Below are 21,399 nucleotides of genomic sequence, written 5' to 3' on the forward strand. Positions count from 1 at the left end.
TTGCGTCGAAACTGACTTCTTGCAGTCGCCGAGCGCCGACCCGGTAGCTTTTCCCGCACGGGGTTGCAAACCGGCACGTATGGTTTTCCGGCTCGTGCTCGGGTGCGGAACGGTGGGCCGCCAGGTGGTCGAACAGATACCCGAGCGCACCGGTGACGCCCGCGACCGACTGCTCGTCGTCACCGAGGACGAGAGCGTCGTCGAGACGCTTCGCGACGAGAGCATTCCGGCCTGGTGTGCCGACCCGACCGATCCGGCGGTGATCGCGAACATCGAACAGCCCGACGTGATATTCGTCGCCAGCGACCGCACTGACGTTAATCGGGCCGCCCTCGAGCGAGCGCGCGAGCGGTTTCCGACGGCGTCGATCGTGGCCTATCTGGGCGGGAACGTGGCGTCGTCGGATCGAACGCAGTTCGAGAGGTTCGCGGACCACGTCGTCGACGCAAAACGTGCAATGGTCGATCACATTATCGACGGCGTCGCGCGACCCTCTGCCGGTGCGGCGATCGGCCTCCGAAAACAGCTCTCGACGATCGACGGCCGGCTGGCCGTCGTCATGCACGACAACCCGGATCCGGACGCGATCGCGAGCGCCGTCGCGCTGGTCGATATCGCCGCGGAGGTCGGCGTCGACGCCGACGCCTGTTACTTCGGAGACATCTCCCACCAGGAGAATCGCGCGATGGTCAACTTGCTCGAGCTCGACCTTCGGAACCTTTCGCACGAGGACTCGCTCGAGGAGTACGACGCGTTCGCACTGGTCGACCACTCTCGGCCCGGAGTCAACGACCAACTCCCCGAGGACCTCCACGTCGACATCGTCATCGACCACCACCCGCCCCGCGGTCCCGTCCCCGGCGAGTTCGTCGACCTGCGCGAACACGCCGGCGCGACCAGCACCGTCATGACCGACTACCTCGATCGGTTCGGTCTCGAGCCCCGACGGGCGACCGCCACGGCATTGCTCTACGGCATCCGAATCGACACGAACGACTTTACGCGGGAGGTCTCGCCGGCCGATTTCGAGGCGGCGTCGATCCTGTGGCCCCACGTCGAGACGTCCGTCCTGCGCCAGATCGAGCAGCCGACGGTCGAAGGGGAGACCCTGGATACGATCGCTCGAGCGATCAAGAACCGGATCCAGCGCGACTCTGTCGCTGTCGCCAGTGTCGGCCAACTCGCCAACCGCGACGCCTTGCCACAGGCGGCGGACCAATTACTGTCGATCGAAGGCGTCGAGACGACGCTCGTCTTCGGATTCAGAGACGAGATGGTGTTTCTCTCCGCTCGATCGCGGGCGAGCGACGTCGACCTCGGCGAGACGCTCCGGGACGCGTTCGATCGGATCGGGAGCGCCGGCGGCCACGCCGACATGGCCGGTGCCCAACTCGAGATCGGCATTCTGGGGAGCGCCGACGACGAAGACGAGGTCGAGTCGATCGTCAGCGTCGTCGAGGAGGTGATCACGAATCGGTTTTTCGAAGCGATCGAAAGCCGACCGGGAGTCTCCGTCGGGGCCTACACCCAGACCAGCGAGTGGCTGTTTTCGGTCGACGAGGACGGAGTGAGCGAGCCGACACAGTCCGAGGACGAGGGTGAACTGGAAGGCGGGGAATCGGCGTAACGCGACTGGCGAGAGGGAGACGACCGGCGAAAGTCGGAGCGATCCAGGACCGAGCGGTCAGTGTCGGCAGTCACCGACGGGAGGACACGCTTTTGCGCGCGGAGTCCCTCGAATGACGTATGGAGGTCGCGTCGGACAGAAGCAAACCCCAGGTCCACGAGTACATGACGCGCGACGTGGTAACGGTCGCCCCCGACGAGACCGTCGGCGACGTCGCGGCACGGATCGCCGAGAGCGACGAGCACAGCGGCTTTCCAGTCTGCGAACGGCGACGGGTGGAAGGGTTCGTCAGCGCCCGCGACCTGTTGCTGGCCGACGACGGCGAGCCGATTTTCAAGGTGATGACGACGGACCTGCTGGTCGCCCACCCCGACATGAAAGTGACCGACGCCGCGCGCGTCATCCTCCGGTCGGGGATCCAGAAGCTTCCCGTCGTCGACGACGCCGGGAACCTCGTGGGGATCATCTCGAACGCCGACGTCATCCGCAGTCAGATCGAGCGCGCCACGCCCGAGAAGGTGGGGAAACTGATGCGAACGCTCGAGCAGATCCACGACACCGAACTCGAGCAGGAACGACGAACGGTCTCGCTCGCGGCGCTCACGCCGACGCAGGGCCGGGTCTACGCCGACGAACTCGAGGGACGACGGTACGAACTCGAACACGGGCTGGCCGAGCCGCTGGTGGTCATCGACAACGGCGGCACGCTGTTGCTCGCCGACGGCCACCACCGCGTCATGGCGTCGGATCGACTGGGTATCGACGAGATGGACGCCTACGTCATCGTCGTCGATCAGGCGATCGAACTCGGGATGGCAGCCACCGCGGAGAAAGAGGAACTCGAGCGGATCGACGACATCGAGGTCGTCGACTACGCCCGCCACCCGCTCGTCGAGACGACGAAACGGTTGCAGTCTGGAAAGTAGCCGACTCCTGTTCTTCGGCCGGAGATTGTCGCCGAATGTAACTTATACGACGGGTCCCCGGACACGACTGTCGGGCGTGCTGTCTACTGGTGAAGGTTATCCGTCCCCGGACAGTAGCCCGGTCGATGGCAGGTACCCCCTCCGGACTGACGGCTGCCGACCGCGTTCTCGTCGCCGGTGCGAGCGGAGAGACTGGCCACGAACTCCTCTCAGTGCTCCGGCCGACCGATCTCACCGTCCGCGCGACGACGCAGTCGTACGCGAACGTCGATACGCTCGAGCGACTCGGCGCGGACGAGGTGATCGTCGCCGACTTCTTCCAGTCGGCCGACGCCGTCGCCGCTGTCGAAGAGTGCGACGTCGTTTACTGCGCGCTCGGCACGCCGGCGGGCGTGCGCCACACGCTCGGCGGAAAGCTGGTCGACCGGACCGGCGTTATCAACCTCATTACGGCCGCGATGGGGGCTGACGTCGACTACTTCGTCCACGAGAGCGCGATCGGCGTGGGCAGTTCGAAGACGGGAATGGCGCTCCCCGCGAGACTTCTGCTTCGGGGCTCGCTCCGTGCCAAGCGAGACGCCGAGGCGGCGCTGCGTCGGTCGGGGCTGGGACACACGATTATTCGCCCCGGCAAACTCACCAACGCGCCGCCCACTGACGACCCCGTCGTCGGCGAGGGTGGCGACTCGGTGTCGGGATCGATCCCGCGGGCCGACGTCGCCCGCCTGATGGCCGCGGCACCGTTTACGCCCGACGCACGGAATCGCACGCTCGAGGTCGTCTGTCGCCGCGGCCTGAACGAACCGCCCCGGAACCTCGTCGACATCGACTGGGCGTTCGACCAACTCGAGGAGGAACGGGAGCGAACGGAACGGGATCGCCCACAACGCTGACGGGCACAAAAGGCCATTTTCGCGTCGCCGACGGCTATCGTCCCCTCGTCGAGCCGAACGGTGTACACCTCGAGCACGAACGAGATTTCGATATCGATCGATTCCTCGCTGGACCGTGGCTCACAGTTCTTCGGCCGTTTACAGCACCAGCGTGGTGAGCAGGCCGACGATCCCCGCGAGCGTAAACCCAACGCCCGGGACGGCGATCAGCCCGCCGAAGATGAGATACAGCGACCCGGACCGACGGTTATCCGAGAGCACCGTCTGCTGTCCGCCGGCCGAGATTTCGAACCAGTCGCCGCCGGTAACGGTCACCGAACGGTCTGACGCCCGCTCGGTACGACTCGAGTCGACGACGGTCCCGCCGAAGACGTGGACGTCGTCCCCCGCCTCGAGGCGCAGTTCGCGGTACTGGCGGCGAGCGGAACCGCGCTCGTCGGTCTCGTCGTCGACACCGGACAAGCCGACGGCGCGCAGACGATCTAGCGCGTCGCGCTCGAGCCCCGAACCGTCTGTCCACGCGGTCTCGGTCGCCCAGTCCTCCAGCGAGAGGACGGCGTTCGTGGGGTCGACCGCGATACGATCGGTGCCGTCTTCGACCGCGAAGGGAACGCTGGCCGACGCACCGCCGTCGAACGACCAGCGATCGTCATCGGTGTCGGTGCCGGCGGTTTCGGCCGTTTCGACCGCCCCGGCGTCGACGTCGGGAGTCGTGCCAGCCCCGGTGTTCGTGTCGGTAGCCGCGCCAGTCCCGCCGCCCACCGCGTCGCTATCGCTCCGGCCAGTCTCGTCCGCCCGAGACCGAGCCTGTACCGTGTACGCCAGACACGGCGTGCCGGTGACGGGGGCCTCGAGGGTCCCGTCGTCGTCCTCGCGTACGGTCCCTTCGAACGCGACGAGTCCGGGTTCCCCGGCAACATCGCACAGCGCCGTCGGACCGGTCTCGCGGAGCGCTCGAGCGGTCCGGATCCGGCCCGCACCGATCGAAGCGATGTAGAGTCCGACGCCGAGGATCGCGAGTCCGACCAGCGCGACGGCCCCGACGACGAACACGTCCGTCGACAACATACCGGTCGATTGCGGTCCGGGAAGGATAACTCCCGCGACACCGACCGGAGACGCCGCGGTTGCCACGCTCGCATCGCTCGGCGAACGGTTCGGGAACGGGCGCCGTCTCGCGGCGCTCACACCGCGTTCTCGTCGAACCGCGAGATCACCTGGACGACCACCAGCAGCGTCACCAGAAAGACGCCGATCGTCACGCCGCCGTAGAGTCCGAACGTCACCGGCGAGACGGGAACGGTCATTTCGAGGACGGTGAACTCCTCGAGCCCGGTCCACGCGGGGAGCACGAAGCCCAGTAGGGCGCCGAAGGCGGCGGTGACGGCGGTCAGCGCGGCGACGAGACCGACGACGACGCGCCGGCCGCCGAGTTCTCGATCGTCAGTCACGCGTGACCGTTCATCGGGCGGGACCGAGGCTGTTGCGTTTTCGTCGCGAGTCCGAACGCGGACACTCGAGCGGCCGCGCGGTCGTGTTTCCCAGCTGAAATACCAAATTCGTTTGGAGCCACTGGTATTTCCGGTGTCCGTATACGTAGGGACACGGCAGTTCGCGGGCACGGACCGTGTCCCACCCCTGCCGTCGCACTCCCACTCCACCCCCACCCCCATCCGCCGGGTACTGCCCGGTTCGTGTCTGTGGGAGTGTCGACCGACGGCGCTCGGGCCCGATATCTGTGGCGTTCGAGTGACCGTCACACCGTTTTTTGATCGTCGCCCCCGTAGCTTCGCGGAGAGCATTCGTGGATTCCGATCCAACCGACTCAGACGACTCGAGGAGCCGACGAGGACTCGCCGAGAAGGAGCTGTTCCTCTTGCTCCTCGTCGGAATCGCCCTCCTGATGGGACTGACCGGCTTCGTCCTCATCGTCAACTGACGCGGAATCGAGTGCATCGCGGTCGCGGATCGCGTTCGGTTCGCACGCCGATTCGCCATCTGCTATCGACGCGACTGCGCTGCCGTCACTCGCGCCTCGTCTGTTCGTCGCCCTCGATCGCGCGCGCTGCGATGAGGGTGACGAGCGCGAGCAGTCCCGCCGTGAGCAGCAGGATAGCGAACTGGAGCGTCGACTGCAACAGCGAGAACCCCCACGGGTTGAACGCCGCGAAGAGGACGACGAAAAAGAGGATGATCAGGAACGGGATCAGGTTCACTGCCAGGTCGAGGGCGACTTCCGCGTCGAATGCGCGTCGGCTCATGAGTGGGAGTGGGCTGTGTCGATCAGTGGATTCGGCTTCGAGAGCGGAGGATCGCGCTTCCGACGACGATCACGACGCCGGCGACGGCGATGGCGAGACCGCGACTCGCGAGTCCGACGAGTCCGTCGGCCACGGGGACGGCGACCGCGCCGGTTCCCAGCGCGTAGAGCGCCGATCCTGCGGCGACGAACAGCACGCCGAACCCGATCACGAGCGGCCACGGGCTCGAGACGTGGCTCGATTCGGCCAGTATGCCGGCGACGCTCGCGGCGAACAGCACGAGCCCGCCGACGGCGATCGGGAAGAGATCGACGACGATGCCGACCTCCGAGAGGACGAGTCCGACCGCGATAAGGACGGGCCACGGGCTCGCCGTGGTCCGCTCTCGGTCGTTCGCACTCGAGTGATCGGCCGTCACTGGCGACGGCTACCACGTCCGACAAGTAGTAGCTAGGGCTCGGCGTCAGGTCCCGTGACTGTGATCGACCCGTGACGGTTCGTCGATGCAGCAGCGGTTCGTCGCCGCCGGAAGTGTCGTCGCTGCTGGACGGTTCGTCGCCACCGGACGATCCGTTGCTGGCCGCCGTCAGTCCTCGCGGTCGACGACGAACTCGGTGAACTCGCGGAGCTTTCGGGTCGTCTCCTCGTCGAACTCGAGACCGTCGATCCGCTCGCGGGCCTGCGCCGCGAGCCCGAGGGCGTGCTCGCGGGCGTACTCGAGGCTGCCGGCGTCCTCGATGATCGCGAGGGCTTCGGTGATCTCCTCGTCGGTGTTCTCGTCGGCGCTGAGAATGTCCTGGAGTCGTTGGGCCTGTTCGGGGTCGCTCTCCTGGATCGCGTGGATGACCAGCAGCGTCTGCTTGCCCTCGCGGATGTCGTTGCCGAACTCCTTGCCGAAGTCGCCGGCCCGGCCCAGCGAGTGTTCGACGTCCAAGATGTCGTCGCCGATCTGGAAGGCGACGGCGGTCAGTTCGGCGTACGCCGCGACGGCTTCTTCGACCTCGTCGGGCTGGTCGGTGACGATCGCCGCGAGTCGGGCGACGATCCGGGCGAGACAGCCGGTCTTGCACGCGCACATCTCGAGGTACTGCTCGGGCGTGATCCGAACGTCGCGTTCGTTGTGCCAGCAGATGTCCATCCCCTGGCCGAGGTGGGTCCGGTTGAGTTCGCACATCAGCATCTCGTAGGCCGCGAGGCGTTGCTCCGCCGAGAGGTCGGCGGGGTTCTCGGTCAACACCTTCAGCGGCAGGAAGTACAGCGCGTTACCGGCGTTGAGTGCGATATCCTGCCCGTAGAGGTGGTGCAACGCGCGTTCGCCCCGCCGGATCGTGGCTCCATCCTCGACGTCGTCGACGATGATCGTCCCGTTGTGGAGGATCTCCGGGATGCAGGCGTAGTGGACGTACTCCGCCGGATCCTCGCCGAAGCCCTCGACGAAGACGAGAAAGAGCACCGCGCGCCAGCGTTTCCCGCCCCGATCGAGCAGCTCCCACAGCGGCGTCGAGAGGGCCCGCTGAATGCCGGTCGGATCGTACTCGTAGGTGGGGGCGCCGAAGAACGACTCGAGGTAGTCGGCGTCGATTTCGCGTGGGACCAGGTCGGCGATCGCCTCGTCGATGGCCGGCCGCCAGTCGGCAAGCGTCTCCCGCATACTCGACTCGAGAGGGAGGGGACTCAAAAAGATTCCCAGTTCCACCTGTCAGTATCGAAAGCATGTCAACACGGAACGTTCTCCCGATAGAACAGTTCCGCGAACGGTACAGTTACCCACGCGTACGTTCACCGCTCGAGTATGAGCAACTGGATCGGCGACGTCTTCACGAGCGACGTCGGCTGGGACCACCTCGAGCGACTGGTCGATATCGGCAACCGAATGGCTGGCAGCGACGGCGAGCGCGAGGCCGCCGAACTGACGCGCGACGCGTTAGTCGAGGCCGGGGCGCGAAACGTCCGCCTCGAGTCGTTCGACGTTCAGGGGTGGACGCGTGGTGAGAGTTCGATCACCGCCCGCGAGACGACCCAGGAGTGTATCGCGCTGCCGCGCAGTCCGGCCGACCGCGTCACCGCACCGCTGGTCGACCTCGGCTACGGCCTGCCCGAGGATTTCGAGGACCGCGACCTCGAGGGGAGCGTCGTCATGGTCCGCAGCGACATTCCGGACCACTACGATCGGTACCTCCACCGCCGGGAGAAGTACTACCACGCCGTCGAGAACGGAGCCGTCGGCTTCGTCTACCGCAACCACGTCGCGGGCTGTCTGCCACCGACCGGGAGCGTCGGAACGGACGACGAACCGATCGGCGAGATTCCGGCCGTCGGCGTCTCGAGCGAGGTCGGCGCGCGACTGGCTCGGCGCTTCGACGGCGACGAGATCGAACTCACGGTCGAGGCGGAGATCCACCCGGCGGAGAGCCAGAACGTCCACGCCGAGCTCGGACCCGACACCGACGAGCGCGTGCTCGTGACGAGCCACGTCGACGCCCACGACATCGCGGAGGGCGCACTCGACAACGGCGCCGGCACCGCGATGGTCGTGGAACTCGCGAACGCGCTCGCAAACCGGGAGGCCGAGCTCGAGACGCGCGTCGAGTTCGTCGCCTACGGCGCGGAGGAGGTCGGCCTGGTCGGCTCCTCGTACCACGCCGAGACGACTGACCACGAGACGATCGCAGCGATCGTCAACAGCGACGGCGTGGTCCGCGATCGAACGCTCTCCGTGACGACCCACGGCTTCGACGAACTCGAGGCAGCGGCGACCGAGATCGCCGAGCGCTACGGTCACCCGATCGAGACGGTGCCGAAGATGGGGCCCCACAGCGACCACTGGCCGTTCGTCCGGTGGGGCGTCCCCGGCTACCACGTCAAGTCGACCTCCGACGACGTCGGCCGCGGCTGGGGCCACACCTTCGCCGACACGTTCGAGAAACTCGAGCAGCGGACGTTCCGGGAGCAAGCCATCCTGCTGACTGACCTCGTCGTCCACCTCGCGCGCGAGAACGTGACCGTCGAGCACCGGGCACCCGAGGAGATCGCGGCAGCCCTCGAGGACCAGGGGCTTGCAGAGGGGATCCGAATTACGGGCGACTGGCCCTACGACGAGTAGGGGGCGGTCGAGGAGGAGGGCAACACGGACGGCTAACCCCACGCTTTTCTCCGATCCGCGCCAACGCCACGGCATGGACGCCGCGTGGTCGGGAGCCGAGCAGCCGGTCGTCGGTATCGTCGACTCGAGGACAGCGACGCCGTCGGACGTCGAACCGGCCGCGAGCGACCGCGGCGCGACGACCGTCCGCGGCGACCTCGAGACCGTCCTCGCCGCCGAGCCGTCCCTGTTGGTGACCGCGGGCGAAACCGACCTCTCGGCCGTCGCTCGCGCCCACCCCGGCGTTCCCGTCTTACCGATCGGCGACGTGGACGGGATCGACACCGTCTCCGCGGTCCGGGCTCCGGCCGCGCTCGAGGCCGTCCTCGAGGGGGATGCTACCGTTCGTCGCCACTCGGTGCTGGGGATCGAGATCGAAGACGACGAGAGCGCAGACGACACCCGGAGCGCGGACGACGACGGGAGTAACTGCACCCGCGAGCGCGCGCTGTTCGACGTGACGCTCGTCACCGACGAACCGGCGCGGATCTCCGAGTACGGCGTCGAGAGTCGCGGCGAATCCGTCTCGACGTTTCGTGCCGACGGCGTCGTCGTCGCGACGCCGGCGGGCAGTTACGGCTACAGCAGCGCGCTCGAGGCCCCGCACCTCGCCTCGAGTATCGACGCGGTCGTCGTCTCGCCGATCGCCCCCTTTGCGACGCGGACGCGACGGTGGGTGCTCCCCGACGACGAGGTCGCGCTCACGGTCGAGCGCGACGAGGGGGACGTGACCTTGGTCGTCGACGATCGATCCGTCCGGACGGTCGGCGTCGGCTCGCGGGTTCGCCTCGGCGTCGACGGTGCGCTTTCGACGTTCGTTGTCTCGGATGACGGTGTGAGCACGAACGGGGAGTAGCGCTCGAGTGCGCACACGAGTTCCGAAAAGACCTATCCGGGTTCGCCCCGAAGCCGCGGCTATGTCACTCGAGGGACGGCTCGAAGCGGACGTCTCGGGACCGGACGGCGAATCTGAACTGGTAACGTTCGCGTTTACCGTTATCAACAGGGGGCCGGAGTCGGTCGATCTGCAGTTCTCGGACGCCTGCAAGGCGGAGTTCGTCGTGGAAGAGGACGGCCGCGAGGTCTGGCGGTTCAGCGAGGGCCGGATGTTCGCACAGATGCTCAGCACGGATCGACTCGAGGCGGGAGCGGCGGAGACCTACGAGGCCGAGTGGACGGCTCCGCAGCCGGGCGGCTACATCGTTCGCGCCGAATTACAGGCCCGGGAGCAGGTGTGTGCGGCGCGAACCGACTTCGCCGTGTCAGCGTAGGCACGCGAAACGACGAGTCCCAGAGCACGCGAGGAGACGATCCGAGGAGGCGGCGACGAGGGCCGACAGCGAAGTTGCTAAACCGTCCCCATCCTAACGGGCGACCATGCAAGCGCTGGTTATCGCGGCGCACGGCTCGCACCTGAATCCGGACGCCTCCAACCCTACCTACGCCCACGCGGATACCGTCCGCGAGACGGGCGCGTTCGACGAGGTTCGCGAGGCGTTCTGGAAGGAAGAACCGCACTTTCGCGAGGTGATTCGAACCCTCGAGTCCGACGAGGTGTTCGTCGTTCCACTGTTCATCAGCGAGGGCTACTTCACCGAGCAGGTGATCCCCCGCGAGCTCCGACTCGAGGAGTGGGATCCGGACCGCTGGGACTCCGACGGAACGGACGCCTCGCAGGCGACGCTCGAGGCCGACGACGTCGGGAAAACGATCCACTACTGCGGCCCGGCCGGCACGCACGACGCGATGACGGACGTCATCGTCCAGCGCGCCGAGTCCGTCACCGAGGATCCGAACGTCGGCGAGGGCGTCGGGCTGGCGGTCGTCGGCCACGGCACCGAGCGCAACGAGAACTCGGCGAAGGCCGTCGAGTACCACACCGACCGGATCCGCGAGATGGATCGGTTCGACGAGGTCGAGGCGCTGTTCATGGACGAAGAGCCCGAGGTTGACGACGTCACGGACTTTTTCGAAAGCGAGGATATCGTCGTCGTCCCGCTGTTCATCGCCGACGGCTACCACACCCAGGAGGACATCCCCGAGGATATGGGACTGACCGAGGATTACCGCCTCGGCTGGGACGTCCCCGCGGACGTCGACGGCCACCGCATCTGGTACGCCGGCGCGGTCGGCACCGAGGGGCTGATGGCCGACGTCCTCTTAGAGCGCGCGGCGGACGCCGGAGCCGACATCGGCGGCGCACTCGAGGCCGTTCGCGACGAGGTAACGCTCTCGAGCGAGACGGATCGCGACGCCGGATCGGAGCCGGGCGCAGAGGCGGGGGACTGACGCGTGTCGGTGACGGCAGCCGAATTTCAGTCGCTGCTCGACGCCGTCGACACCGAGTCGGGGATCGACTGCGACGGGCTTCGAATCAGCCGCGAGGACGGTGCCTACATCCTCGCGACGCCGGACGGCGTCCGAACGGGGCTCGACGAGGACGACCTCGAGCAGGCGATCGAGCCGATCGCGGAGTACGTCACGAACTGGCACTACTGGCAGCAGTCGGTCGGCGGCGAGGGCACCGCTCGACGCGCGTTCCTCCGGTGGTGTGAACGCGCGCCGCTCGAGGACGGTGGGACCGATGCCGACGACCACGTGGGCGGCGAGGACACGGACGCGAGAGTCACGTCAGCCGACGACGAGTCGCTCGCCGTTCCGCTGCGGTACGACGCCCTGCGCGATGGGGTCGACCGCGAGTGGGGACAGCTCTGCATCACGGCCCGGCTGGTCGACGACGTCGACGAGCCCGCGGGCGACCGAGTCTACGACTGCTGGCACGTCGACGACGCCGACACCGATCTCACCGACCTCGAGGTCTACGACGACCCCCTCGACGCCCGCGAGATCGCGACCTACGACGAGGACGGTCGCTACCGGCCGCTGAAGACCGCACCCACGCTCGTCTCGGGCTGGGCCTTTACCGGGCTCTCTGGTTCGGAACTCGTCGAGACTGTCGAGTTCTTCTACCCCGCAACGGTCGCCAACTGGCACCGGGAGCAGCGGGGTGCACTGGACATCGACCACTGGCTCGAGACCGCCGAGCGTCAGACCGGCATCTACGACGTGATCGACGAACTCCCCCGCGAGGCCGTCGACTGGATGGCCGAAGCGTGTTGCGTCGACTCGCAGTGTCTTCGCCGTCGCGAGTGGCAGTACGAGGAGGGCGACGACCTCGACGTCGACGGCGGCGACGGGACCTTCCCCTGCCGGGAGCCCTGCTCGCTCGTCGTCGCCGCCGCCCGCAAGTGGACCATCCTCGAGTCCGAACAGGAGCACAGCTACGAACTCGAGTTGACCACCAGCGAGTTCAACCAGCTCGCGGAGCTGATCGACGCCGTCGCGGAAGGCCGAACCGACGAGATCCGCGAAGCGGACGTCAACGACGGTGCGAACCGCTTTCGCGCGCGATACCTCCGAGCGAAGCGATTCGACGAAGAAGGGAGCCTCGAGGCTCGAGAACGACGGGACGACTAACCGACTCGAGCCGCGTTACAGAACCAGCAAGGCGACCGCGACGCAGAACCCGATCGCGACGATTCCGACGCCGACCATGGCGAGCGGCCCGCCGATCGCGGCTGCCGTCGTCGTCGCGATTGCGACGGCGACGATGCCGAGCGCGACGACGACGAGCGTCGCCGGCTCGAGACCGGTCGCGGTGACCGCGCGCTCGAGGGCGCTCGGCTCCGGCTCCCGCTGGGCGGGCTCGGCGAGCGAGTCGTCGACGTCGACTTCGCCCGGCGCCGGTTTCGCGACGACGGGGATCGACAGCGACTCCGAGCCGTAGCCGGTCAGCACTTCGAGGGTGCCTTCGACCGGGCGATCGATCGCCTCGGACGCGACGTGGACGGGAACGTACGTTTCACCCTCCGATTCGACGTAGTAGTTCGATGTCTCGAGCGACGCGATCCGCTCGAGGTCGCCGCCGAGCCGACAGTGGACGTGTGCGGGCGGGCCGTGGCTCTCGAGAAGCAGACCGAACGACTCTCGCGTCTCGAGGGTACCGACGGCTGTCTCGAGCGAATCTGCGGACCCGCGATTGACGTGGACGGTGACCTCTCGAGACATCGTGAATCGGGCCGCTCAGGCCGGGGTCTCCTCGCGCATATCCGGCGGCAGCAGGTTCGGGATCCCGTCCTCGATCGGGTACCGTTCGCCACACTCGCTACAGACGAGGACGCCGGCGACGATTTCGTCGGTCTCGTCGCCGTCGTCGTCGGTCGCGTATTCGGCGTCCTCGAGTTCCAGATCGTGTTTGTCGAGCGGACAGCAGAGGATCTCCAGCAGCGACTCCTTCATAGTACGTAGGCTGGCCGCATGCAGCAAAAGGTTTCGGGAACGCGTCGGAGTGCGAGTGGCGGTCCCGACTCCGGGGCGTTAGGCCGATTCGTACGGATTCTCGACGATGACGGTCTCCTCGCGGCCGGGACCGACGCCGATCGCGTAGATCGGCGTGTCGAGTTCGTCGCTGACGTACTCGAGGTAGGTTCGAGCGTTCTCGGGGACGGCGTCGTACCCCTCCGCGGCGACTTCGGCCCAGTCGACCTCCGGCCAGCCGTCGAACGTTCGGAACGTCGCCTCACAGCGGCCCCACTGCTCGGTTGTCGGGGGCATCGTGAAGATCTCCTCTCCGTCGAACTCGTAGGAGTGGCCGACTTTCACCTCGTCCAGTCCGGCCAGCACGTCGATGTGATTGATTGCGAGCCCCGTAAAGCCGTTCGCGCGGGCCGCGTGACGGAGCATCGGCATGTCGAGCCACCCGACGCGGCGCGGTCGGCCGGTGACGGTGCCGTACTCGCCGCCCTCGTCGCGAATGTACGTCGCGAGTTCCTCTTCTGCGTCGTCCGCTCCCTCCGCACCGTCGTAGTTCGGCGTCTGATCCTCGACGCCGCCGAGTTCGGTCGGGAGCGGGCCGGTGCCCACCCGCGAGAGGTAGGCCTTGACGATGCCGACGACTTCTCCCTTTCCGACGACGGTCGGTCCGAGGCCGGTGCCGACGGTCGCACCGCCCGACGTCGGGTTCGAGGAGGTGACGTAGGGGTAGACCCCGTGGTCGATGTCGAGCGACGTTCCCTGCGCACCCTCGAGCATGACGTTGTCGCCGTCGTCGATGTGCTCCTGGAGGAAGGTCCCGCAGTCCACGGTCATGTTCTCCTCGGCGAGTCGTTCGCCGTACTCGCGGTAGGTCTCGTAGAGGTGGTCGATGTCGAACTCCTCGCCGGTCTCCTTGCCGAAGACGTCCTCGGCGAGGGCCTTCTTCTGGGGCACGACGTACTCGAGGCGCTCGCGCAGGACCTCGGGGTCGAGCAGGTCGCCGATCCGGACGCCGCGGCGGCCGGCCTTGTCCTCGTAGGTCGGACCGATACCGCGTTTGGTCGTTCCGGCCGCGAGATCTTCCTTCTTTTCTTCCTCGATGCCGTCGAGGGCCCGGTGGTAGGGGAGGATGACGTGTGCGCGTTCGGCCACGCGCACATCGGGTTCGAGTCCCCGGTCGCGGAGCGTGTCGATCTCGTCGAACAGCGTCTCGGGGTTGACGACGCAGCCGTTCCCGAGGACGCCGACCTTCCCCCGGACGGCGCCCGACGGCACGAGCGATAGTTTGTACTTCTCACCGTCGTCCACGACGGTATGTCCAGCGTTGTCGCCGCCCTGATAGCGGGCGACGACGTCGGCGGCGTCGCCGTAGAGGTCGACGACTCCACCCTTGCCTTCGTCGCCGAGTTGCGACCCGACGATTGTGACGGTCATAACAGCGACGGGTTCTTGCCCGGCCGATAAACAGATTACGGTATGGCCGGGTCTAACGCGTCGAGATATACACGGTCGTGGATACGTTCGCCCCTCGAGACCGACGATACCCTCGTCTCGATGTCGACCGATTCGGTGACCACTTTCCCCGAACGACCCGAAACGATCGGCGGAAATGCGGCCGCGCTCGAGCGAACTCCGAGCCTCCCCATCCCTCAAGCAATTCGTCGCCGAACATCATCGGTCCCGACGACGGGTGGCGATTCGACCGCGAATCGTGCGGCCAGTCTCTCCGTGAACGGAAGCGTTAACTACTGACAGGAACGAACATCGAGTTGACAGTGGGCCGCCGAATCGGCAGGAGTAACTTTTAAAAGGCCCAACGACAAGTTAACAAATGCCATGATAGACCGACTTGAGAAAGAAGTCGATATGTTGGAACGACATCTGCAGGTCCTGAAGATGGTTATCGAAAACGAACCGATCGGGATCGTCAAGATGTCGAACGAGACTGGCTACCCCCACCACAAGGTCCGCTACTCGCTGCGCGTCCTCGAGGAGGAGAACCTCATCGAGCCCTCCAGCCAGGGTGCGATCAAGACCGAGCGAACGGCGGAGTTCGTCGACGAGCTCGACGGCAAGCTCGACGACATTATGGACAAACTCGACGGCATGAAGATCGAAGACGTCGCCGAGATCGAAGGCTAACCTCCCCCACTCGTCTGACTCGAGACCGACAGCGGCTCTCGAGCCGTCCTGGGGTACGGGGGACCAGTCCCCGCCGAATCGAATCGCAGACTATCGCCGCTGCCGCCCGTCCTCGTTCGACCGACGTCGGTCGACAGCCGGCGGATAACTGCTGTTCTGGCGCTTTTGTATCGTCCTCGAGACGCATCTCGGACCGACCGGCTTCACAGACGAGGTCCCCCTAGACACGCCTGAGACGACGAACGACGGGGACGCGCACGGCGTACCGAACAAAAGCGAGGCGCCGAACTTAGAGTTCGGGAACGTTCATGTGGAACCCTTCGGAGCGCGACTCGACCAGACAGAGGTGATACCCCTCCTTTCGCGAGAGGTTGACGTAACTCAGCTTCGAGCCGCGACTGAGGAATCCGCCGCTCGTCGCCTGGTCCGCCACTTCGAGCGCGCCGGGTTCGAAGTAACTCGAGGTGACGACGACCGACGCCGCGAGGTCCGGGTAGTTGGCCTTGACCGCCGAGGCGGCTTCCTCCATCTCCTCGAGCATCCCCTGCGTCGCGGGATCGCGCGAGTCGTTCAGATTCGCGACGACGAGCGGGTTCCCCATCTTGTCGAACGCGACGACGTCGAACGTTACCTCGTCGGGGACGTCTTCGGTCTCGTCGTCCGCGAGCGAGATCGACGCGCCCAGTTCCGCGCGGTCGATACGCGGAATCGCGTCGTAGAGGTCGCCCAGCGCGTCGCCGTTGCCCGTATCCCGGATCTCGTAGAGGACCGTCTCGGTCAGCCAGTCGACGAACCGGTACTCCATGGTGGCCGACAGGAACTCCTCGTAGGGATCGCCGTCGACGGCCACGTCGGCCGCGTCGAAGCTGGTGTGGTGCTCGAGTTGCAGGTTCGAGGCCACCTCTGCTTTGTCGGCATCGCCGTCGTGAGCCGTCTCCAGGGTCGGCTGGCTCTTCGAGCCGTACCTGACGAAGAGGTTCGTCTCGGCTAACGCCCGTTGGGGTGGGAGCTGCGTGCTCGCTGCCGGCGTGTCCGATCCCGTGCCGGTGGTAGCCGCCGACTCGCGAGCGCGTTGCAGTTCGGCTTCGAGCTCCTTGATCCGGCTCTGGAGTCGGTCGACCGTCGAGGTCAGCTCCTGGTTCTCCGACCGGAGTTGATCGCGTTCGGTCTCGAGCTCCTCGGCTTTCGTCACGAGCGCGTCGCGTTGCTCCTGCAGCGTCTCGAGTTGTTGGGTGAGCGTGGCGATTCGCTGTTGCTGTTCGGTGCCGGTAGCGCTCGTGATTCCGCGGTTCGAGCCGGACTCGGTACTCGTTTCCCCTGACTGTCGCTGCTGAGCGCCGTGCTGTTGGCTCGATCCGTTCGACGTCGAGCGCGAGGATGAGCTCGCACTCGAGTCGTCGGTCGACGCGGACGTCTCGCGAGCACTGCTCTCCGATTCGCCGGTCGACGAGTCGGACCGGCCGCGACCGCTTGCACTCGTTCGCGCGCTCGCTCCACGGCCCGCGGTCGACTCCCGTTTCGCGTCGGTCGACTGGCTGTTGTCGGGGTCGATCGACGGAATGCTGCGCGTTTCGCGCCACTGCGCTTCCTCCTCGAAGCGTTCGTCCTCCGGATCCGCCTGCTGTTTCGATTCAGCATTCGGTCCGTCCGCCGACTCGGTCGGCTCAGCCGGTTCCGATTCCTCGGACGCGTCGTCGGCCGAGTCGACGTCGTCCTCGGTCCAGGAGATATCGTTCTGATCCAGCTGTTCCGCGGCCGCCTCCACCTCCGCGAGGTCGGGGCTGGTGCGTTCGCTAGTGTCCGACTCGGCCGACGACGGCTGTTCGTCGGCGTCCGTCCCTTCGTCGATCGACTCCGACGCTGCATCCGGTACGACGGTCCGGTCCGCCGCCGCCTCTCCCGCCCGCGCTGACGATACCGACTCCGTCGGCGAGTCGACGGGTTCCGAGTCGGTCTCCGGCGACTCCGTCGCGGCTTCGTCGAACGAGGTCGACACCGACTCGTCGGGTGCGGTTCCGCTCGAGTCGAACCCGGTGCTCGGTTCGGTCTCCACACTCGAGTCGGTTCCCGCGTCGAGGGAGTCTTCGCTCGACGCGTCGGGTTCGGACTCCGGCGCGGTGATGCCGCTCGAGGATGCGTCCAGCGCCGACTCATCGGCCGTGGTGATCCCCGACGGCTCGCCGGTCTCCTCGGGAGCCGACGACTCGCCAGTCACGTCGTCGAACGCGACGTCGTCGATCAGCGAGTTGGTGGTCGTCTCGTCGGCCGTCGTGGTCGGCTCCGACCCCGAGATGTCGATCGATTCGATAGCGGACTCCGTCGGGTCCGCCGACGGTTCGGCGTGGGTGTCGGGGCCCGTACCGGGTTCGGTACCCGTTAGCGCCTCCGAAGCGGAGTCGGCATCCGATGCTGTTTCCGGTGCGGGATCGGCGCCCGAGACGTCCGTCGATGCGGAGTCGGCGTCGGTGGGAGACGCGGTAGTAGTCGTCCCGGCACTCTCGTCGGCGTCGGCACCAGCCGTCCCCGGCACGTCCGTCACGTCGATATCGACGTCGCGGACCTCGTAGATTCCGACCTCGTCGTCGGCTCGGTCGAACGCCTCGTCGCCGGTGAGCAGCCGTTCGGCGTTGCCGATGTAGGCAGCTGCCATTCGACGGCCGCCGTAGTAGACCGCGTAGTAGTCGCCGCTGAGCACGTTCTCGCTCAGTTCGACGTAGCCGGTGAACGAACCCTCCTGGAGCGTCCCGTCGACCTCCCGGAGCGGCGTCTCGTTGGTGTAGTACTTCGCTCTCGTCTCGCCGCCCTGTGTTTCCATCGCACAGAGCAGGGGGAGAGAGGGGTGTGGGGCCTCGTAGACGGTCCCGGAGGCGGTCTCGAAGTCCTCGATCGTGCCGTCGACGACGCCGACGATGCGGCCGTTGAGCATGAACAGCCACGTTCCGGCGGCAGCGACGGCTCCCGAGAACTCAGAAGCAGCGAGATCAGTAAGACCGTCGTAACCGCCACTGAACGGGCGAGAGTCCCATTGTTCGGCGCGCTCTTGCGTGCGCGAGTCCATACGTCAACAAGCGAGAACCGCACTAAATACGTTTCGCCTAGATACTGTCTATATTTTTGACTCGGCGTCCTCGGCGAGCTCCTTCATCCGCTTACCGATCCGGCCCGCGCTCGAGAACTCGTCCTCGCTCATCCCCTTCGCGAGGGCGTTGCCGAGCACGAAGACCGCGTGTTTGTGTTCGCTCTTCGATTTGTGGACGTGCGAGGGGTCGACGTCGAGCTGGTGGTACGGCTCGAAGAGCGCCTCGTCGACGTCCTCCCGCTGGGAGAAGTACTCCATAATGACGACGAGTTCTTCGTGGAGCTCGAGGAGTTCGTCTTTATGCATGGACGCCCGTACGAACGGTTTCGGCATAAACGTTGTGTGCAACCCGGAAACAAGACCGTTCGAGCGAACTCAGGTTGCCGGTTCCGTGCGGGACCGAGCGTCTTGCCGGTACTGACCGAACGCGAGAACGAGAATCCAGCAGCCGAAGGCGAGGGCGGCGACCATCTCGGGGACGGCGAACCACGCCATCGGGTCGCTCGCGCCGTTCCGGGAGAGTAGCCACCCGAGCCACGCGAGTGGGTGGACGATTCCGAGCCAGATCGAAACGAGCCCCAGCCGTCGCTCGTCGGCGAGGATCTGCCCCGTACCGTAGACCCACTGGGCGAACGGCGCGAGCCCGAAGTACACCAGCGCGGCCGGCGCGTGCAGATCGGTGCCGAGGTAGAACTCGGTGTGGCCGATGAAGAAGACGCCAACGCCGACCAGCCCGACGGTCGCGATCCAGAGGACGACGCCGAGGCGCTCGAGTCCGCTTCGACTCGCGACCCAAAGCCGCCAGGCGAAGGGGATCCCGAGCAGCCCGCCGAGGATCAGTCCGCCGTTGAACAGACGGAACGTCCGGGCCTCGTAGCGACCCATATCCGAGAGCGCTCGGCCGCGCCAGGTGAACGTCTCCGGCGCGGCGAGCAGCGTCGCGAGGAGGATTGCACCGAGCGCGACGACCGGAGCAGCGAGCCCACACGCCGTCGCGACCTGTCGCCAGTTCCTGCCGGTCATTATCTGAAAGTGGATACTCTCGGTCATCAACCCGTTCATCGAGCGCTATCGCTCGCACGTCGCCCTCGAGGCGCTGGCTCGAGGAGACTGGGGCAGAACACGGACGTAGGGGGAGCGACTTGCCCGACGGCAATCAGTCGGCGGCGACCTGCGTGGTCCCGTCGCGCTGGCCGGCCGGGAACCACGCGAGTTCGTGGTCGGCGGTGACGCGGACGGCGACGCGCTCGTCGAGGTCGATCCGGTCGGAGTGGTTGTGCATGCACTCGATGGTCTCGCCGGAATCGAGTTCGACGCGGTAGAGAACGGTGGGACCGAGATAGCGGCGATAGACCACGGAGCCGTTGGCCTCCTTGCCGTTCGCCGGGAAGGCCGTTACGTCGTCGGGGCGGACGAGCAGGTCGATGTTGGTCCCGTCGTACTGGTGGGCGAGGCCGTTGACGTCGTCGCGGAGGACGCGGCCGAGCGCGGTGTCGACGCTATCGCCGTGAACCTCCGCCGAGAGGAAGCTGGCGTGACCGAGAAAGCCCGCGACGAAGCGAGATTCGGGCTGCTGAAAGACCTGCTGGGGCGTGTCGATCTGCTCGATGTCGCCTTCGTTCATCACGGCGACGCGATCGGAGATCGACAGCGCCTCCTCCTGATCGTGGGTGACGGAGACCGCGGTGACGCCCGCTTCCTTGATGATTCGGCGGACTTCCTCGCGCATCTCGACGCGCAGATCGACGTCTAAGTTCGAGAAGGGTTCGTCGAGCAACAGCATCTCCGGCTCGGGGGCGAGCGAACGGGCGAGCGCGATCCGCTGTTGTTGCCCGCCGGAGAGCTCTTCTGGATAGCTATCGCCCTGATCCTCGAGCCCGACGAGTTCGAGCAGTTCGTCGACCCGATGGTCGCGTTCCTCGTCGGCCCACTCCTGTAAGCCGAAGGCGACGTTCTCGCGGGCGGTCAGGTGTGGAAAGAGGGCGAACTCTTGAAAGACGACGCCGACGCCCCGTTCCTCCGGCGGAACGAATCGGCCGTCGCCCGCGACGGCGTCGTCTCGGAGTCTGATCTGGCCGCCGTTCGGTTTCTCGAGTCCGGCGATCAGGCGCAGCGTCGTCGTCTTGCCACAGCCAGAGGGGCCGAGTAACGTGAGAATCTCGCCGTCACAGACCGACAGCGAGAGGTCTGGGATGACCTCTTCGGTGCCGTACCGTTTGGCGACGCTCTCGAGTTCGAGTACCACGTTCTCCGCGTTTGGCTCCGATGGTTGTTCCTCGGCCGCCGTCGTGAGTAGTTGTCCGTTCCCCATCGATCGACCCTCCGGCGTCTGCCGGCGTTCGTTTGGTTTAGGCGTCCCTAAAACACTTATAGCTACCGGTCGGTTCCAGCGGAGTGGGAAGACCGATCGCCGGGTGGACGGTCGATGCCCAAGCGGTGGTCGAACGCGGCCTACAGTTCGACGCCGCTGGGGATCAGACTGTGCTGGCGAAGCAGGTTCCCCTCGTCGTCGTAGACCAGAAACGTCCGTTTGTCGTAGGTAACGTGGTGCTCGCCGTCGAGGGTGATTTCGACTTCATAGCGGCCCTCGTCCTCGGTGGCGTCCTCGCCGTAGCCACGGGCGGCCCGAATAAAGGTGAGGACGTCGTCGGCCGCCTCGTTGAGTTCGAGAATGAACTCGCCGGTGACCCGGTTCGTGACGCTAACGACACCCGCGGCGTCGCTGCCTAGCGGTTCCTGGAGTCGAAGCGCAACGTCCGTTTCGCTCGCTTCGAGAACGTCTCCGTCGGAGCCGGTAAGGCGCTCGCGGAGCATCGTCGCCGGGCCGGTAAAGTTAATCGATACCGAGGGTTTGCTCGGTTCGCCGTCGGTCTCGACCCAGTCGACATTGCAGACATCTAGTGTGAAATGCTCGCGCCTCATTCCGTACTCGAGGGTTCGCACTCATACCGTATCAACGTGACGCACCCCGCGGCGGTATTCGTCCAGTTTGCATACCAGTTCGTGACTGATCGT

23 protein-coding genes are annotated in these 21,399 nt (G+C 66.3%); 10 read left to right on the forward strand and 13 right to left on the reverse strand.

Translation table 11 applies throughout. The features are described 5' to 3' along the window. Nucleotides 1–79: 79 nt before the first annotated feature. The 3 genes from BLT08_RS07600 to BLT08_RS07610 all read left to right on the forward strand — a co-directional run bounded on the left by BLT08_RS07600 (nt 80) and on the right by BLT08_RS07610 (nt 3,446). Entirely contained in the window at nt 80–1,627 is a 1,548-nt protein-coding gene (locus BLT08_RS07600; protein WP_090304579.1) for a DHH family phosphoesterase, read from the forward strand. 119 nt (nt 1,628–1,746) lie between these two features. After that, nucleotides 1,747–2,553: a CBS pair associated ParBc domain-containing protein gene (locus BLT08_RS07605; protein WP_090304581.1), complete on the forward strand. Its 807-nt coding sequence runs from the start codon at nt 1,747–1,749 to the stop codon at nt 2,551–2,553. Nucleotides 2,554–2,678: 125 nt separating this feature from the next. Next, the gene (locus BLT08_RS07610; RefSeq protein ID WP_090304583.1) at nt 2,679–3,446 is read left to right on the forward strand and encodes an NAD(P)H-binding protein; all 768 of its coding nucleotides are present in this window, start codon (nt 2,679–2,681) and stop codon (nt 3,444–3,446) included. A gap of 138 nt (nt 3,447–3,584) precedes the next feature. On the opposite strand, the gene BLT08_RS07615 is transcribed toward BLT08_RS07610, so the two are convergent. Then, complete coding sequence (locus BLT08_RS07615) at nt 3,585–4,514, reverse strand: hypothetical protein (RefSeq protein ID WP_090304585.1); 930 nt, start codon at nt 4,512–4,514, stop codon at nt 3,585–3,587. A gap of 116 nt (nt 4,515–4,630) precedes the next feature. Next, a complete protein-coding gene (locus BLT08_RS07620; RefSeq protein WP_245724177.1) occupies nt 4,631–4,897 on the reverse strand; it encodes a DUF7520 family protein in 267 nt (88 codons plus the stop codon). A 353-nt stretch (nt 4,898–5,250) separates the two neighbouring features. On the opposite strand from BLT08_RS07620, the gene BLT08_RS23580 reads away from it, so the two are divergent. Further along, entirely contained in the window at nt 5,251–5,385 is a 135-nt protein-coding gene (locus tag BLT08_RS23580) for a hypothetical protein (protein WP_281245258.1), read from the forward strand. Between the two features lie 85 nt (nt 5,386–5,470). Here the strand turns inward: BLT08_RS23580 and BLT08_RS07625 are convergent, their stop codons facing one another. From BLT08_RS07625 to BLT08_RS07635, 3 genes are all read right to left on the reverse strand, one after another. Next, nucleotides 5,471–5,707, reverse strand: a complete 237-nt coding sequence (locus tag BLT08_RS07625; protein WP_090304587.1) for a DUF6684 family protein — start codon at nt 5,705–5,707, stop codon at nt 5,471–5,473. A gap of 22 nt (nt 5,708–5,729) precedes the next feature. After that, entirely contained in the window at nt 5,730–6,125 is a 396-nt protein-coding gene (locus tag BLT08_RS07630) for a DUF7541 family protein (protein WP_090304589.1), read from the reverse strand. 168 nt (nt 6,126–6,293) lie between these two features. Further along, nucleotides 6,294–7,358 carry a polyprenyl synthetase family protein gene (locus tag BLT08_RS07635; protein ID WP_090304591.1) on the reverse strand — a complete coding sequence of 355 codons (1,065 nt, stop codon included), beginning with the start codon at nt 7,356–7,358 and terminating at the stop codon, nt 6,294–6,296. A 141-nt stretch (nt 7,359–7,499) separates the two neighbouring features. On the opposite strand from BLT08_RS07635, the gene BLT08_RS07640 reads away from it, so the two are divergent. From BLT08_RS07640 to BLT08_RS07660, 5 genes are all read left to right on the forward strand, one after another. Beyond that, entirely contained in the window at nt 7,500–8,810 is a 1,311-nt protein-coding gene (locus BLT08_RS07640; RefSeq protein ID WP_090304593.1) for a M28 family peptidase, read from the forward strand. Between the two features lie 73 nt (nt 8,811–8,883). After that, nucleotides 8,884–9,705 carry an NAD(+)/NADH kinase gene (locus BLT08_RS07645; protein WP_090304595.1) on the forward strand — a complete coding sequence of 274 codons (822 nt, stop codon included), beginning with the start codon at nt 8,884–8,886 and terminating at the stop codon, nt 9,703–9,705. 61 nt (nt 9,706–9,766) lie between these two features. Then, nucleotides 9,767–10,120 (forward strand): BsuPI-related putative proteinase inhibitor, encoded by a 354-nt coding sequence (locus BLT08_RS07650; protein ID WP_090304597.1) that lies wholly within the window; start codon nt 9,767–9,769, stop codon nt 10,118–10,120. Nucleotides 10,121–10,226: 106 nt separating this feature from the next. Further along, nucleotides 10,227–11,138, forward strand: coding sequence for a CbiX/SirB N-terminal domain-containing protein (locus BLT08_RS07655; RefSeq protein ID WP_090304600.1), 912 nt, complete (start codon nt 10,227–10,229; stop codon nt 11,136–11,138). 3 nt (nt 11,139–11,141) lie between these two features. Beyond that, nucleotides 11,142–12,326 carry a DR2241 family protein gene (locus tag BLT08_RS07660; RefSeq protein WP_175529260.1) on the forward strand — a complete coding sequence of 395 codons (1,185 nt, stop codon included), beginning with the start codon at nt 11,142–11,144 and terminating at the stop codon, nt 12,324–12,326. 15 nt (nt 12,327–12,341) lie between these two features. Here the strand turns inward: BLT08_RS07660 and BLT08_RS07665 are convergent, their stop codons facing one another. From BLT08_RS07665 to BLT08_RS07675, 3 genes are all read right to left on the reverse strand, one after another. Then, the gene (locus BLT08_RS07665) at nt 12,342–12,917 is read right to left on the reverse strand and encodes a DUF7524 family protein (protein ID WP_090304603.1); all 576 of its coding nucleotides are present in this window, start codon (nt 12,915–12,917) and stop codon (nt 12,342–12,344) included. 15 nt (nt 12,918–12,932) lie between these two features. Continuing rightward, complete coding sequence (locus tag BLT08_RS07670; RefSeq protein ID WP_090304605.1) at nt 12,933–13,148, reverse strand: methytransferase partner Trm112; 216 nt, start codon at nt 13,146–13,148, stop codon at nt 12,933–12,935. Between the two features lie 78 nt (nt 13,149–13,226). Next, complete coding sequence (locus BLT08_RS07675) at nt 13,227–14,597, reverse strand: adenylosuccinate synthase (RefSeq protein ID WP_090304608.1); 1,371 nt, start codon at nt 14,595–14,597, stop codon at nt 13,227–13,229. Nucleotides 14,598–14,999: 402 nt separating this feature from the next. Between BLT08_RS07675 and BLT08_RS07685 the strand changes: the two genes are divergently transcribed. Then, entirely contained in the window at nt 15,000–15,305 is a 306-nt protein-coding gene (locus tag BLT08_RS07685; RefSeq protein ID WP_008163294.1) for a hypothetical protein, read from the forward strand. 289 nt (nt 15,306–15,594) lie between these two features. Here BLT08_RS07685 and BLT08_RS07690 read toward each other — a convergent pair whose 3' ends face one another. The 5 genes from BLT08_RS07690 to BLT08_RS07710 all read right to left on the reverse strand — a co-directional run bounded on the left by BLT08_RS07690 (nt 15,595) and on the right by BLT08_RS07710 (nt 21,306). Next, a complete protein-coding gene (locus tag BLT08_RS07690; RefSeq protein ID WP_090304612.1) occupies nt 15,595–18,363 on the reverse strand; it encodes a DUF7527 domain-containing protein in 2,769 nt (922 codons plus the stop codon). A gap of 48 nt (nt 18,364–18,411) precedes the next feature. After that, nucleotides 18,412–18,690 carry a UPF0058 family protein gene (locus tag BLT08_RS07695; protein ID WP_006089374.1) on the reverse strand — a complete coding sequence of 93 codons (279 nt, stop codon included), beginning with the start codon at nt 18,688–18,690 and terminating at the stop codon, nt 18,412–18,414. Between the two features lie 69 nt (nt 18,691–18,759). Further along, on the reverse strand, nt 18,760–19,407 hold the full coding sequence (locus tag BLT08_RS07700) for a DUF998 domain-containing protein (RefSeq protein WP_090306078.1): 648 nt from the start codon (nt 19,405–19,407) through the stop codon (nt 18,760–18,762). Nucleotides 19,408–19,540: 133 nt separating this feature from the next. Then, entirely contained in the window at nt 19,541–20,695 is a 1,155-nt protein-coding gene (locus tag BLT08_RS07705) for an ABC transporter ATP-binding protein (protein WP_090304615.1), read from the reverse strand. A 140-nt stretch (nt 20,696–20,835) separates the two neighbouring features. Further along, nucleotides 20,836–21,306 carry a DUF5793 family protein gene (locus BLT08_RS07710; protein ID WP_090306080.1) on the reverse strand — a complete coding sequence of 157 codons (471 nt, stop codon included), beginning with the start codon at nt 21,304–21,306 and terminating at the stop codon, nt 20,836–20,838. Nucleotides 21,307–21,399 lie beyond the last annotated feature (93 nt).

This window comes from Natronorubrum texcoconense, assembly GCF_900100335.1.
GTDB lineage: Archaea > Halobacteriota > Halobacteria > Halobacteriales > Natrialbaceae > Natronorubrum > Natronorubrum texcoconense.